This window comes from Sutcliffiella deserti (assembly GCF_020037475.1).
Taxonomy (GTDB): Bacteria; Bacillota; Bacilli; order Bacillales; family Bacillaceae_I; genus Sutcliffiella_A; species Sutcliffiella_A deserti.
This window is the reverse complement of the sequence record NZ_JAIQDB010000014.1, coordinates 41576-56097: the sequence shown is the minus strand read 5'-3', so window position 1 is coordinate 56097 and position 14522 is coordinate 41576. Positions and strand designations below refer to the sequence as shown.

Sequence of the window (14522 nt, the reverse complement as noted above, 5' to 3'; positions counted from 1 at the left end):
ACGCTGTTGTTTTGTTTAGTTTTCAAAGATCATTTTCACTTGCGTTTATGTCGCTCACTTGCGACTTAATTACTATACCATGTTAACGTTTTGTCGTCAACAACTTTTTGTTTTTCTTTTATCGCCTCAACATTCCGAAATAGTTTTTCTTGTTTTTGCGGCAACGAATAATAATATACCATCTACCTGTTAGCAAAGTCAACTGTTTTTCTGAAATAACTTTTTTGATCATAATTTATAATTCCACACTAATAGATTACTAGCTAACTTCCAAAATCACATTAGCATAAATCTATATGTCGGTATTAGCTTAGTTTATTTGTAACCTTATATTTCTCTTGTTCCCTGTCTATTTCCTGATAAACATCATAAGCCCGTTTTATTTAAACAAACATTTGGTATTTTTATCCTAGGAGCAAATCGCGAACACCTATTAACAACCTGTCGAAATAAAGACCAACACGTTCTCCTTCTATATAATATACAGACTAAACTAAGAAACCAACCGTCATTACTTTTTAACTATGGGCTACTTTCGCATACTATGTAGCTGCAGCAAAAGTTGTTACAATCCAGATCTTATCTCTCTGTCACATTCATCTTTGGAAGATCTGCCATAAGCATCTGTAGTAAATAAGATTGATGTAAACCAAAAAAGCACCATAATAAAAAACACACGACGATTCAATTTAGAATGTCGTGTGTTTTTTATAGATTGTAATTTACTTTCTATATAGAAGAAACTATTCCACTAAAAAGATGAAGTAGAGAACAAAGATGATTAGTAGTCCGTACATTACCGGATGAATTTCCTTAGCTCTACCTTTCATGATCATCGTAATCGGGTAGAAAATAAAGCCAACCGCAATACCTGTGGCAATGCTATAGGTTAAAGGCATAGCAATAATAGTTAAGAAAGCTGGTACCGCTATTTCAAATTTATCCCACGCAATTTTTCCTAGCGTTGATACCATGAGCACACCTACGATAATTAGTGCAGGTGCTGTAACCGGCTCTGTGATGACAGATAATAATGGGAAGAACCATAACGATAACAAGAATAAGATCGCAGTGATGATCGATGTAAATCCGGTTCTTCCTCCTGCCGCGACGCCGGCTGATGACTCAATATAGGAAGTGGTAGTGGATGTTCCAAGTATCGCCCCGGAAACTGTTGCTGCAGAGTCAGCTAATAACGCTTTGTTTGCTCTTGGTAGTTTGTCTTCTTTCATAAGGCCAGCTTGGTTGGCAACAGCCACTAGCGTACCAGCTGTATCAAAGAAGTCTACAAATAAGAAAGTCAGAATAACAACGAGCATTTCAATGGTAAAGATGTCACCAAGATGAGCAAATGCTGCACCAAAGGTAGGCTCAAGAGGTTGAATAGCTCCAACGATTGCTTCTGGTCTGTCGATTAATCCAAATACCATACCGACGATTGCAGTGATAACGATACCGAAAAAGATTCCACCTTTAAAGCCTCTTACCATAAGAATAACTGTAATTATAAGACCAAAGACCGCTAACAAAGTATTTCCATTTGTTAAGTCACCAAGGCCAACTAGTACTGCGTCATCTCCAACGATGATGCCGGCATTTTGAAAGCCGATAAATGTGATGAACAGTCCAATACCTGCTCCTACTGCATATTTCAACTCTGTAGGAATGGCATTAATGATTTTCTCGCGAATTCCAAAAAGCGTTAAGACAATGAAGATCAATCCTGAAACTAAAACGCCTGCTAGTGCTGTTTGCCATGGAATTCCCATTGTGAGAACAACTGTGTAGGCGAAGAATGCGTTTAGTCCCATTCCCGGTGCAAGTGCGATTGGGTATTTTGCGTAAAGACCCATAATTAAACAACCAACTGCTGCTGCAAGTGCGGTGGCGGTAAAGATTGCCCCCTGGTCCATCCTAAGTGCATCTGGATAATCTCCGACACTTGCTAGTGACAACATCAAAGGGTTGACGATTAGGATGTAAGCCATTGCCAGGAAGGTAGTCAGTCCGGCAATCGATTCTGTTTTATAACTTGTTCCGTGTTTATCAAATTCAAAATACTTCTTCATTAGGATTCTCCTCGCGTTGTTTATTATTTTCGGTAAAAAGAAAAGCTATTTTCGTATTGATTGTCGCTTCTACGCAAGTAGAGTTCCTAAAAAAGAAAAACGCCCCTGATTTACCAGAGACGTGAACATACGAGGATGGAATAGGTAAGCGGATCTACGGTTAGACAAATCAATACCTTATCCCTACTCCTCGTAGTCAAGCCTTTTACGGTAGCCTGGTAGAAACTTTTGGGCCATATTCCCAAATTTATACGAGAGTAAAACTATTAAATTATGATTATTTCTATTTTATTCTACTAAATTCTACAGCATTCGTCAATATAAAAACGAACATTTTTTATTATAAGTATATATTCGTTCGGTTTTTATACAACAAAAGCCAGCTGGGATTCTCCAGCCGGCTATTACAGAGGTAATTATTCGTATTAAGCTAATTTTGCGCCATCGTGTAAAAGGGGGCTATTACTCCCACTCAATCGTTGCAGGTGGTTTGCTTGTAATGTCATACACCACTCGGTTAATATGGTCTACTTCATTTACAATTCGTGTGGAGATCGTTTCAAGAACATCCCATGGAATTCTCGCCCAATCAGAGGTCATCCCATCAATGGAAGTTACCGCACGGATACCGATTGTATAATCGTATGTTCGTTGATCTCCCATTACACCTACACTGCGAATGTCAGGCAAAACCGTGAAGTATTGCCAAATATCCCGATCTAGTCCCGCTTTTTTAATTTCTTCACGAAGAATATGGTCTGATTCACGGACAATCTCTAACTTCTGATTGGATATTTCACCTAATACACGTATTCCGAGGCCTGGACCTGGGAATGGTTGACGCCAGACGATTTCATCAGGAATTCCTAATTCTGAGCCTAATACACGTACTTCATCTTTAAATAAAGTGCTGAGCGGTTCAATTAACTGAAATTGCATGTCTTCTGGCAAACCGCCAACATTGTGATGAGATTTAATTGTTTGGGCAGTTGCAGTGCCACTTTCAATGATGTCTGTGTAAAGGGTTCCTTGTGCTAAGTAATCGATCCCCTTCAATTTGGTGGCTTCATCGTCAAAAACATAAATAAACTCGTTCCCAATAATCTTACGTTTTTGCTCAGGATCAGAAACTCCTTTTAACTTGTTAAGGAAACGGTCCTTTGCATCGACTTTGATGACATTCATATTAAAGCCATCACTGAATGTTTTCATAACACTATCAGCTTCATCTTTTCTCAATAGGCCATGGTCGACGAATATACATGTGAGCTGATCGCCAATTGCTTTGTGGATTAACACCGCTACTACAGAAGAGTCCACTCCTCCACTTAATGCACAAAGAACATTCTTATCACCAACAGTGTCACGGATTTTTTGCATTTCAATTTCAATAAAATTCTCCATTGTCCAGCTGTCGGTACATCCGCATATATGGTAGACAAAGTTTTTAATTAGGTCATTTCCATAAACTGAGTGACGAACCTCTGGATGAAATTGAACACCATACAGCTTTCTTTCTTCATCACTAATACCCGCAATTGGACAAGAAGGGCTTGTTAGGTCTGTTACAAAGCCTTCAGGGGCTCCAACCACTAAGTCACCATGACTCATCCATACTATTTGCTGCTCAGGCAGTTCACGATAAAGAGAGGATTGGTTCGTTACGGTAGCAAGAGCTTTACCGTATTCACGATGACTTGCTTTTTCCACAACCCCGCCAAAGTGCTTAGTCATAAGCTGCATTCCGTAGCATATGCCTAATACAGGAATACCTAAGTCAAATATTTTCTCGTCACAGCTTAAAGAACCTTCACCGTACACGCTGTTAGGTCCGCCAGAAAAGATAATTCCTTTAGGATTCATTTTTCGGATTTCTTCTGCTGTAATTGTATGGGGATGAAGCTCACTGTAAACCCCAAACTCACGTATACGACGTGTAATTAACTGATTATATTGACTGCCGAAATCTAAGACAACGACCATTTCTTGCACACCTTCTAAATGAATACCTTCCACACTAATTCACCTCATGTAATTTAATAATGCCCACACCAAGATATTGTTTATCTTTACCTTGAAAAGGATCATAATCCTATTTTCTCCGACTAAAAAACAAAAAAACCAGAATTCCTCTTCCCAAATACATAAGAAGGCAGAATTCTAGTCTACTAGAAAAAACTACCTTCATAGTCGGGTAGTTAACGGCAACCCGGTAGAGACTCTCGAACCATATTATCGAGGATATATGAAGCCAATTGCTATTAAATTTATAAATTTGTTCTTATTCTATCAATGAGTGTATAGCAGGTCAAGATGTTGCTTTTTTAATTAAATTTTCCCATAATTCCACCGATTGCTCCCATTCTGCTTTGGACGAGTCTCCACGATAGATTACTTTTTCATAGCGAGAGGTTAAGGTTTGCATCTCACTGCCCCTGTAAAAACCATCAATATATTTAGCATATTCTCTTAACGTTTGACCGTCCTCGCGAACCAAGCCAATAGAGTGTAGCTGCTTTAACAGGGCGGTATATGCTTTAGGGAAGGTCGAATCATCCCTCTTACCTCGATAACGTGCTATATATAGATAAGGCTTCCACTTTTTTCTTGTGAAGAAAAGCAGAAAAATTAGGGCGGTTATGCTGCCTAATGTCATCAACACAGGTTTCCAGGAAAGTTGTAAGTCAAAGGTATTATCCTGACCATTCGAGGAGCTTCCTCCTTCATCAATATCCTCCTGCCCTTGTTCAGGTGTTAATGGATCTTGCGTATCAGGAGTTTCCGCAGGTTCTGGAATTTGATCTTCCTCGTCTTCACCTGTGTTGCCTTCGGTTGCTTCGTAAACAAAACTATATGGATTACTAAACCCGCTCGTAGGTTCATATGTAACCCAGCCCACCTCAGGATAATACACCTCTACCCACGAGTGGGCATTATTGTTCGTAATTTGATATACACTCTGATTCTCATCATTCATATCAACGTAATCCCCTGATGTATAGCCTTTAACCCATCTTGCCGGAATATCGACAGCTCGGAGTAAGGCAACCATAGAGGTGGAAAAGTTATCGCAATAACCTTTCATTGTTTCAAATAAAAATTGGTCAACATAGTCTTCTCGTCCTGTTGGGACTGCAACATCTGTTGTTTCATACGAAAAGTCATTAAGGCGGAAGTAACGCTCTACAGCCGTCACTTTATCGTGCCTATTAGAGTAGGAGCTTGTGATATCCTCCGCAAGATCTCGGACCCGTTCAGGCAGTGAGTCAGGTAATTGGGTGTAGCGATCAAGAAACTCTTCAACGCTTTCTAACCCTGTACCAGATTCGGCACTTTTTAATGATTCAATATAATAACGAGGAAATTCATAGCTCACCTCGTATTCTTCTAATCTTACAGGATCTTCATCTAAATCCAGGGTGTTAATTTTCTCTGTGATTGGATTTATTTCAAAGATCGTCTCTTCTGCTTCCACACTAGTAAATCCAAGTGGATAATTCAGATGAGGGTATTCCAGTTCCATTGTTATACTAGCAGTCAATGGCTCTGTATCCACCGTATCACTCAGCCAAGAAACAACATTGTTGCTATTCCCATCTAACGGAACAGGATCCGCTTCTGTAGCGTCCCACCCTTTTCCTGTATAGATGTCCTTAGTTTCTACGCGCCAATAATGTCTTCGGTTCACTTCTGCTTGGAAGACCACAGAATCATCAGGTACAAATGGACCGCCTAATCTTGAGTCATTTTCTCCATACCCTATTTTCTTTACTCCTCCTACTCCTTCTCCAGCACCATCTCCATAGGATGTCAGAAAAGGTACTGGATCTGGCCATATTGGGGCAGCTTTAGGTGATAGATACCCAACTGTGGCCGACAATAGCACGAAAACGGTAAGTGGAATTCCCCACGCCAGCATCATTTTTCCAGAACGGAAGACTCCCTCCCTTTCCTTCAACCGTTCCAAATGCACAAATCCTACGATCAGCAAGCCCACCACCATTAATCGAACGATTGCTGTATTCCCTTGATACGTAGTAAAGGTATCGAGTATTGCCACATATGTAACCGTGAAAACAACGAATAGTAGCATTTTTTTCCGATAAAGAATCCAATAGATGACTAAATAACTTATAAGCCATAATAGAATAAATAGGAGGATACTACGAAATAGCCCGGTCATTGCTGGCCAATCAGAAGCCCAAATCATATCAAAATTGTACTGCAAGTCCTGCCATAAAAAGGCGAACCATTCTTTTCCTAAGAAAACGCCTGGCATATATAGTACATGAAGGAAATACATCATAAACCCTAATTGCACGACAGAACTCAATAAAGGAATTATTTGCAAAAAAGACAATACAAAGGTTACGGTGAGAAATACGATAAATACGTAAAGATTGGAAGTGTCTGTCACCTGTTCGAGCGGCAGCACCCATTCTAATAGAAGAACAAAACCAAAAATGTGCATAAGCAGTGCATAGATATTACGTTGGTATGGATTGGATACTCCCATCTTTAACTCACCTCACTTATTGTCTCGGTTGCGCGACCTGCATAAATAACCTTTACGATAATGTTTCTTCTCTTTAAAAGCTCGATATAGATATTCTCTTCTTTCGTTACTCTTGCGCCTTCATCTTTCGTTAACATCACTTGAAGGTGAATGTGGCGCTGCGATAATTTCTCAAGACTCTCCACCGTTTCCTTCCCCAGCTTCCCTGTCAGAAAAAGAAAGGTAACTGTCGGTTGGAATTTCCCTATCTCCATTTCTAGTACCTTCGCAAAGCTCAACTTACTGTCCGGTTGAATTTTTGCCAAATGATAATAGATTTGGGAGAACTGCTCTTCCCCGCTTCGCAAAGGAAAAATAGACCGGTCCTCTCCAATGGAGACAAGACCAATTTGAGAGCCGTATTTCAGTACTGCTTTTGTTAAAGTGGCGGTATAGCTAACAGCACTTTCAAAAGAGGTGGATTGCGACCGGTCTACAAACAAAACCACATCGTGACTTTGCTGCTGTTCAAATTCCTTTGTCATAATGTCATTTCTTCTTGCCGTTGCTTTCCAGTCAATCCAGGAGAACCTGTCGCCAGGTTGATATTCCCTCACCCCAACCGTCATGGAAGTGTCTCTTACCATCCTCATATTCGAGGAAGTTGAACCTTGATCAAATTTATTTTCATGCTGCTTGTAGGTTATTTCTTCATAGTCTGGGTAAACCAGGAACTTATCATGAAGTTCCACCATTCTTTCTTTTTCCATTAACCCGAGAAAATCACCCGTTTTAAAGCGAATCGCCTGTAAGGAGTGTTCTCCACGAGGTATTCGATCTAATGCATATTGATAGGTAATCTTATTGGTGAACCAGGGAAACAGAATCCTCTTGGCACTCTTAGTTTGTTGAGAGAATAAGAGATTGCTAGGCAGCACTTCTTCTACTAATAGATAGGGTAACGGAAAAGGGATGGTTCTTTTTAAAGTGATTGTTCCTATCAGTCTATCCCCTGCTTTGTATTTTTCTTGGTTTAACGTTCTCACTACTTTAAAGTCGGTTAATGGATAAAGCAAAATGAGTAATGAGAAGAGAGCAAAGGGCAAGAAGCTGAAAAATAAAAACCAGCTGACGAATCCACCTTGAAACATTGCATAAACAAATGTGATCACCACAAGCAAAATAAAGGACACTAACTTTGATAGCTTTTTAACTCTATGAAAAAATGCTTTCATTATCGGCTCATCGACCTTTGAACAGGGATAGGCGTTCGGTCAATTACCTTTCGCACCACTTGTTCTGCTGTCATGCCTTCAAATTTCGCTTCAGACTTCAAGATGATTCTGTGTGGCAATACATATGGTGCTAAATACTTTATATCATCTGGCACTACATAATCTCTGCCATGAATAAATGCGTATGCTTGGCCAGCTTTCATAAGAGCTACAGATCCACGTGGACTTGCACCTAAATAAACGGATTGATGTGTACGTGTCCGATTGACCATGTCAACAATATATTCTTTAACTGTTTGATCAACATGAACCTCTTTTACCTGTTTTTGCATCTCTTGAAGCTCTTCTAGTGTAATTACAGACTGAAGCTCATTAATTGGCTGCCGTTTCTCGGTAGAATGTAATATTTGCACTTCCTCATCTGGAGAAGGATAACCCATATTCATTTTAAATAGAAAACGATCTAACTGGGCTTCTGGTAATGGATATGTCCCCTCATATTCGATAGGATTTTGAGTAGCCATAACAAAAAACGGACTTCCTAAGGAAAGAGTATTTCCATCCACCGTCACACTTGCTTCTTCCATTCCCTCAAGTAAAGATGCTTGGGTCTTAGGAGAGGTACGATTAATTTCATCAGCTAAAACGATGTTACCCATAATTGGACCAGGGCGAAATTCGAATCGCAGTTCTTTTGGGTTATAGATGGAGCTGCCTGTTACATCTGAAGGAAGAAGATCAGGCGTAAACTGAATTCGCTTAAATTCTGCTCCAACCGATTTGGCAAGCGATCTTACCATCAGCGTCTTTCCTACACCCGGAACATCCTCAAGAAGTACATGTCCTCCAGCAAGGAGTGCGACAATGCTCAGTTCTGCTACATGATTCTTTCCAATCATTACGTTTCCTATATTATCTAAAATCCTTTTAACCTGTATTTGTGAAGTTTCCATTAATAAAGTACCCCCTATATGGTCTAAGCCTTACTTCCTATACCGAAGTAGTATAAAAGTACAACCTTCTATATATTCTCTCACCGAGACTAGAATCCCTTTTTTAGGAAATAATTATTATTTGCAATATTCCCTATATATAGAATAACAAAAAAAATGAGCGATAGATATTAATCACTCTTTTTCTTTAAGGCTCTTTTCTTAAGGATTGTTCCTATAAGTCCATAAAATATGAAACAAAATAAAGGATTTCTTTCTTAAATGTAGAATATTTTAGTAACTGCAACTCAAATGGTAGGATTGACTTATCTTTTACGTTATACTAGTGTTTAGACTTACATACACTCATTTTAATTAAATTATGGAATAAAGAAGATATGCTTTGTTCTTAGAGGAATGACACTATGACGACAGAAATAAATATAAAGCAAAAACAATTAGAGCTTGCAAGCAGTATTGGCAAGCTTTTGCGAGATCATTTCGGTAAAGGACCAGAATCCATTTATGTTACAATCTCTGATCCTTATGTTACTGTTTATTTGCGTAATTTCCTCACTCCAATGGAGCAAGCTCTTTTAAAAGAGCATCATTCCATCACAGTGGAGGAAACTCGTGATAAACTTATGCATGGACTTGCCCCTGAAATGAAGGAATTAATAAAAAGTGTCTCAGGCATTGAAATTGAAGAGTTTTATTACGACTGGACATTGCAATCGGCCTCGGGATTATTTATGGGAATAGGTATAGAAAAGGAACCATTACCTGACTTTTCCTATCCTAACAGCGATAAGGTGGAATCATTAGTTTCTATCGTAAGTAAAGAAGCCGAAAAAGTTCCAGAGAAAATATATTCTCATCTATTTAACTCTCGAACCCTTGTTATTATTCGAAAAGGGATCCTCGTAGAAATAGAGAAAATGCTGATTGAACTCGGCTTTGAAGAGGAATTGACCATTGCAAAACGAAAGCTTGAAAAAGGTCTGCTTTACAAAAGACAGGACCATTTCGAAAAGTACTTAAACGCGCAACTTCAGGATGTATTTGTTAATTGGGATTTTAAGTTAGATAAAAGCACCATCGTATTTATCCTTAACCCAAATAAAATAGAGTAGGCAGTAATGATCTGGGCATAGAACTAGACATAAGCCAAAAAGAAGGTAGCACGACCAACCTTCTTTTTGGCTTATTTTATTGGATAATATTACTAATTTAATTGAAAAAGAGCATAACAGCAACGAATAATACTTAACACCTTAAATAGAAGTAATCATTAATGCGAAATTTTTAGCAATACCTTTGGAGGTTGATAGGATGAATAATAAAGTTGGAGAAAAGCTGGAAATTAAGGATGAGAAGGACATTATCATTGTCAGGAAAGCTGGACGGGAAATTGCAACCGAGCTAGGCTTTAATGCTATCGACCAAGCCAGAATTGCCACGGCCATATCAGAACTGGCAAGAAATGTAGTCAGGTATGCGGGTAAAGGTGACATAGAGATAGAAGTTATTTCAAAACATGCTACCGGCTTAAAAATCCATGTATCAGATCAAGGTCCAGGTATAGAGAATGTGAAAAAAGCTTTAGAGGACGGCTATTCCACATCCAACAGCCTTGGTGCTGGCTTGCCAGGTGTCAAAAGATTGATGGACGAGTTTAAAATTGATTCTGAAATGAACAAAGGTACAGAAATCAGGATAGTCAAATGGCTAAGAAAATGATTATCCTCCCTACAGTAAAAAGAATCTGTGGTGCTTTCTCCAATCACCGCTTACTTTTTATGTGCCGCCACCGTTAGATCTCCTCTTCAATTATTTCTCCTTTAAAACATCCATGGAGAAAGGCCTTCCATTTAATACCCCCTCCCGTCTGATAATAAACCACTGTTCAGATATTGACAGTCGCGTTAACATATTGATATTGTTATCCTCCCTTCTTTTATTAGCTTTTGCGCTTCCTATTTCTTGTGTTACAATATTGACTATCATAAGTGGTGGGAACAGAGTTCAATTGGCACTTTCCCCCGGCATTCTTAAAATAAGGAAGGTTGAAAAACTTGGAACATAACCCTAAGAACTCGAATTTTATTCGAAATATCATAAAAGAGGACTTGGAATCTGGTAAGCGAAACCATGTTATCACCCGCTTCCCTCCTGAGCCAAACGGCTACCTACATATCGGACATGCAAAGTCCATCGTCATCAACTTCGACCTTGCAGATGAGTTCAACGGTAAAACGAACCTGCGCTTTGATGATACCAACCCATTAAAAGAAGACGCAGAGTACGTTAAATCCATTAAAGAGGACGTAAAATGGCTTGGATATGACTGGGACGGACTTTTCTTTGCATCTGATTACTTTGAAGAGATGTACAACCGCGCCGTTCTTTTGATTAAAAAAGGCAAGGCGTATGTGGATGATTTGTCTGCAGATGAAATCCGCACCTATCGGGGAACACTGAAGGAGCCAGGGAGAGACAGCCCCTACCGTGACCGCTCTGTAGAGGAAAATATGGACCTTTTCGAGCGCATGCGCAATGGCGAATTCGGAAACGGCGAAAAGGTGTTGCGTGCAAAGATTGATATGAAATCACCAAATATCAACCTGCGTGATCCGGTTATCTACCGAATTTCTCACACGCCACACCATAACACAGGTGACAAGTGGTGCATCTACCCAATGTATGCTTTTGCTCATCCAATTGAGGATGCCATGGAGGATGTGACGCACTCTATCTGTACGGTGGAGTTTGAAGACCAACGTCCGCTTTACAACTGGGTGGTTGAAGAAACAGAAATGACAGGAACTCCGCAGCAAATAGAGTTTGGCCGTTTGAATATCACCAATGCGGTGATGAGTAAGCGTAAGCTGCGCAAACTTGTGGAAGAAGGCATTGTTGACGGATGGGACGATCCACGTATGCCGACGATTTCTGGCTTGCGTCGTAAAGGCTATACACCTGAAGCAATTCGGACATTCGTCCGCGAAACTGGGGTATCCAAGGGGTCTGGATTTGTTGACTCTCAAATGCTTGACCACTTTGTGCGCGAGGATTTAAAGCTAAAATCCCCACGTACGATGGGTGTTGTTCGTCCATTGAAGGTTGTGATTACCAACTATCCGGAAGGACAAATGGAAATGTTGGATGCTGAAATCAACCCTGAAAACCCTGAAATGGGAACTAGACAAATCCCATTCTCCCGCGAGATTTACATTGAGCAAGAGGATTTTATGGAGGACCCACCGAAGAAATACTTCCGTCTCTTCCCTGGTAACGAAGTCCGTCTGAAGCATGCTTATTTTATTAAGTGTGAGGATTTCATTAAGGATGAGGATGGCAATGTAGTAGAAATTCATTGTACGTATGATCCAGAGACGAAGAGCGGCACAGGCTTTACTGGCCGTAAAGTAAAGGGTACGTTGCATTGGGTCGAAGCATCTCAAGCTGTTCCAGCAGAGTTCCGTCTTTTCGAACCTTTGTTGTTGGATGAGGAGCCGGAAGCAGAAGTCGATGCTGAAGTAGCAGATGTTGCTGGCACGGAGGAGGAAACGGTGGAAGTGGAAAAATCATTCCTTGACCATGTGAATCCAAACTCATTGAAGGTACTAAACGGCTTTGTAGAAGAAAACATGAAAAGCGTCGAGCCACAGGAGAAATTCCAATTTTTCCGCCACGGTTACTTTAATGTGGATCCGAAGCTTACAACTTCTGACAAGCTTGTATTTAATGAGATTGTGTCGTTGAAGAGCTCGTTTAAGTTATAGGATTAGGTTGGTGGCCCCCGTTAGTGAACGGGGGCTTTTTTGTTATGGGGTGAGGGGTTGGGTGGTTGGGCCTCGGGTGGGGGGGGCGGATTGGGGGCGGCGGGGTCTCGATCTGGGGTGGTGGCGTGTCGATCCGGGGTGGCTGGGGCTCGATCCCGGGCGGGGCATGTCGATCCGGGGTGGCTGGGGCTCGATCCGGGGCGGGGCATGTCGATTGGTGTCGAATGGCATTTATATTAGCTCAATTGGACAATAAATTGAAAAAGTGGCTCATATATTTAAAAGTTGGATTATAAAATAGAAACTTGGATTATAAAACTGTTTCCACAATAATAGCTGTATTTATCTAAGTGGGTACAACCCTGTTAAAGTTGAAAATCGCTCTTTCTTTAGTGTGAATAGTACTGTAAAAATCCAAAATGCCGTTTTTTACGTCTTACAGCAACAACTTTGTTGAAAAAGGCCCTTATAAAAGCGTTCCTCGTAATCGAATGCTACATTTACCTAGGTGCGTACAACCTTTTACAATCGTTGCTGTCGTATTCTTATGGAAGTTTAAAAAACCGAAAACCTGAATATTAAATTTTCACTTGTGCAGGAAATCTTAAGCCCTAAAGCGAAGAAGAGAGAGAATACGAAGGAAACGAGGTAAGAAATGATAATAAAAAACAGAGAAAAGCCATTCAGGTTGCTCGCGCATGAAGCCGCAATGAGAAGAGTCCCCAAAACCCATTCAAAATTCCCACAAATCGAAAAAGAATTCTACCGTTTACACTATGGCTATAAAGGGGAAGAAGCAATGGACTACTTTTCATCCTTCCTCCCGCATGAAAATTATAAAATATTGCACGGTTTAAGGGTTCCCGACACCAAAGGGCGATTCTTCCAAATGGATTCCCTACTTATTGCCCCTAGTCACTGCCTTATTTTAGATTCCAAATACATTTCAGGGAAACTGGAATTTGACGAAGATACCGGTAGTCTTATACGTCACAATGAAGCGGGCGAAGAAAGAGTAGGTGATCCTTTGGCACAGCTATCACGACACAAAATTCAGCTTTCCGCTATTATAAATGAACTCAAACTTCCCATGATACCGATTCATACCCAAATTGTCATCACACACAAAAGCGCCACTTTAATTAAAAAATCCTCCACTCTACTAAATAAAATAGTCTTTCACACTAATCTCCCGACAAGAATGAAAGAAATCGATAACATCCATAAGAGTACAAGTTTTTCAAATAAGGAAATCAATAAACTCGTGAAAGCACTTTTGAAAAGTCATTATGCTGATTCATTTAACATTATGGATTTTTATGAACTTGATGCTTGTGATTATATAAAAGGAGTCATTTGTGCGAAGTGCTCTCATGCACCGATGAAAAAAACGTATCAAAAATGGGTGTGTTTAAAGTGCGGGCATAACGAAATTGATCCTCTGCCTCAAACAATAAAGGACTATCCTTTGCTTGGCCTTGGGAACACTATAACTAATAAAGAGTTCAGAGAGTTTGCATGTATTCATTCTATCAGCATAGCCTCTAAAGAGTTTCTAACATTAAACCTCCCCCACCAGGGTTCCAAAAAAGGCCGGATCTATTATTTGGAATAATAAAAATGCCACCTATTCACTGGAGGCGCTCTTTTTCACTCCCACTACTATTTCTTACCTACTACCCGGGTATGCTAGTGTTATAGAGATTTCGAGGCTATCGTTAAGGTTTAACACTCTTCTTAAAATAAGTGACTGAAAATATGCAAATTAATGTATATTACTGATAATGATTATCAATAATAAGAATAAGAAAGACAACCACGGCAATGGTTGTCTTTTGAATAAAATCAGCTAGTAGGTTCAAACGTTTTGCAATCTGTTTCTTCACTATTAGAAGCATTTTTACTTTTGTTGTTCACTACATAAATTTGAGTTGCACCGCACTTGTTCTCTTGATTTACGTTGTGAACACAACTACTTACTTCACATAAAATATTTTGTGTCAAAA

10 protein-coding genes and 2 riboswitches are annotated in these 14522 nt (G+C 39.8%); of the genes, 4 read left to right on the top strand and 6 right to left on the bottom strand.

From position 1 onward, the window contains the following. Positions 1-743: 743 nt before the first annotated feature. The 5 genes from K9B36_RS16040 to K9B36_RS16020 form a co-directional block, all read right to left on the bottom strand. A complete protein-coding gene (locus K9B36_RS16040; RefSeq protein WP_223703415.1) occupies positions 744-2069 on the bottom strand; it encodes an NCS2 family permease in 1326 nt (441 codons plus the stop codon). A 173-nt stretch (positions 2070-2242) separates the two neighbouring features. Next, a riboswitch (purine riboswitch) is annotated at positions 2243-2344 on the bottom strand. A gap of 187 nt (positions 2345-2531) precedes the next feature. After that, complete coding sequence (gene guaA, locus K9B36_RS16035) at positions 2532-4052, bottom strand: glutamine-hydrolyzing GMP synthase (RefSeq protein WP_223703418.1); 1521 nt, start codon at positions 4050-4052, stop codon at positions 2532-2534. Positions 4053-4236: 184 nt separating this feature from the next. Continuing rightward, positions 4237-4338: riboswitch (purine riboswitch) on the bottom strand. Positions 4339-4377: 39 nt separating this feature from the next. Next, positions 4378-6585, bottom strand: a complete 2208-nt coding sequence (locus K9B36_RS16030) for a transglutaminase TgpA family protein (RefSeq protein ID WP_223703414.1) — start codon at positions 6583-6585, stop codon at positions 4378-4380. Positions 6586-6587: 2 nt separating this feature from the next. Beyond that, entirely contained in the window at positions 6588-7799 is a 1212-nt protein-coding gene (locus K9B36_RS16025; protein WP_223703413.1) for a DUF58 domain-containing protein, read from the bottom strand. Further along, positions 7799-8752, bottom strand: coding sequence for an AAA family ATPase (locus tag K9B36_RS16020; protein WP_223703412.1), 954 nt, complete (start codon positions 8750-8752; stop codon positions 7799-7801). The genes K9B36_RS16025 and K9B36_RS16020 overlap by 1 nt, the downstream gene beginning before the upstream one ends. A gap of 404 nt (positions 8753-9156) precedes the next feature. Here K9B36_RS16020 and K9B36_RS16015 point away from each other — a divergent pair, with 404 nt between their 5' ends. The 4 genes from K9B36_RS16015 to K9B36_RS16000 all read left to right on the top strand — a co-directional run bounded on the left by K9B36_RS16015 (position 9157) and on the right by K9B36_RS16000 (position 14131). Next, a complete protein-coding gene (locus K9B36_RS16015) occupies positions 9157-9864 on the top strand; it encodes a Na-translocating system protein MpsC family protein (RefSeq protein WP_223703411.1) in 708 nt (235 codons plus the stop codon). Positions 9865-10063: 199 nt separating this feature from the next. Further along, positions 10064-10471 (top strand): anti-sigma regulatory factor, encoded by a 408-nt coding sequence (locus tag K9B36_RS16010; RefSeq protein WP_223703410.1) that lies wholly within the window; start codon positions 10064-10066, stop codon positions 10469-10471. Between the two features lie 335 nt (positions 10472-10806). After that, positions 10807-12516, top strand: coding sequence for a glutamine--tRNA ligase/YqeY domain fusion protein (locus tag K9B36_RS16005; RefSeq protein WP_223703409.1), 1710 nt, complete (start codon positions 10807-10809; stop codon positions 12514-12516). A gap of 655 nt (positions 12517-13171) precedes the next feature. Further along, the gene (locus K9B36_RS16000; protein WP_223703408.1) at positions 13172-14131 is read left to right on the top strand and encodes a nuclease-related domain-containing protein; all 960 of its coding nucleotides are present in this window, start codon (positions 13172-13174) and stop codon (positions 14129-14131) included. Between the two features lie 230 nt (positions 14132-14361). On the opposite strand, the gene K9B36_RS15995 is transcribed toward K9B36_RS16000, so the two are convergent. After that, positions 14362-14520, bottom strand: coding sequence for a DUF1540 domain-containing protein (locus K9B36_RS15995; protein WP_223703407.1), 159 nt, complete (start codon positions 14518-14520; stop codon positions 14362-14364). Positions 14521-14522 lie beyond the last annotated feature (2 nt).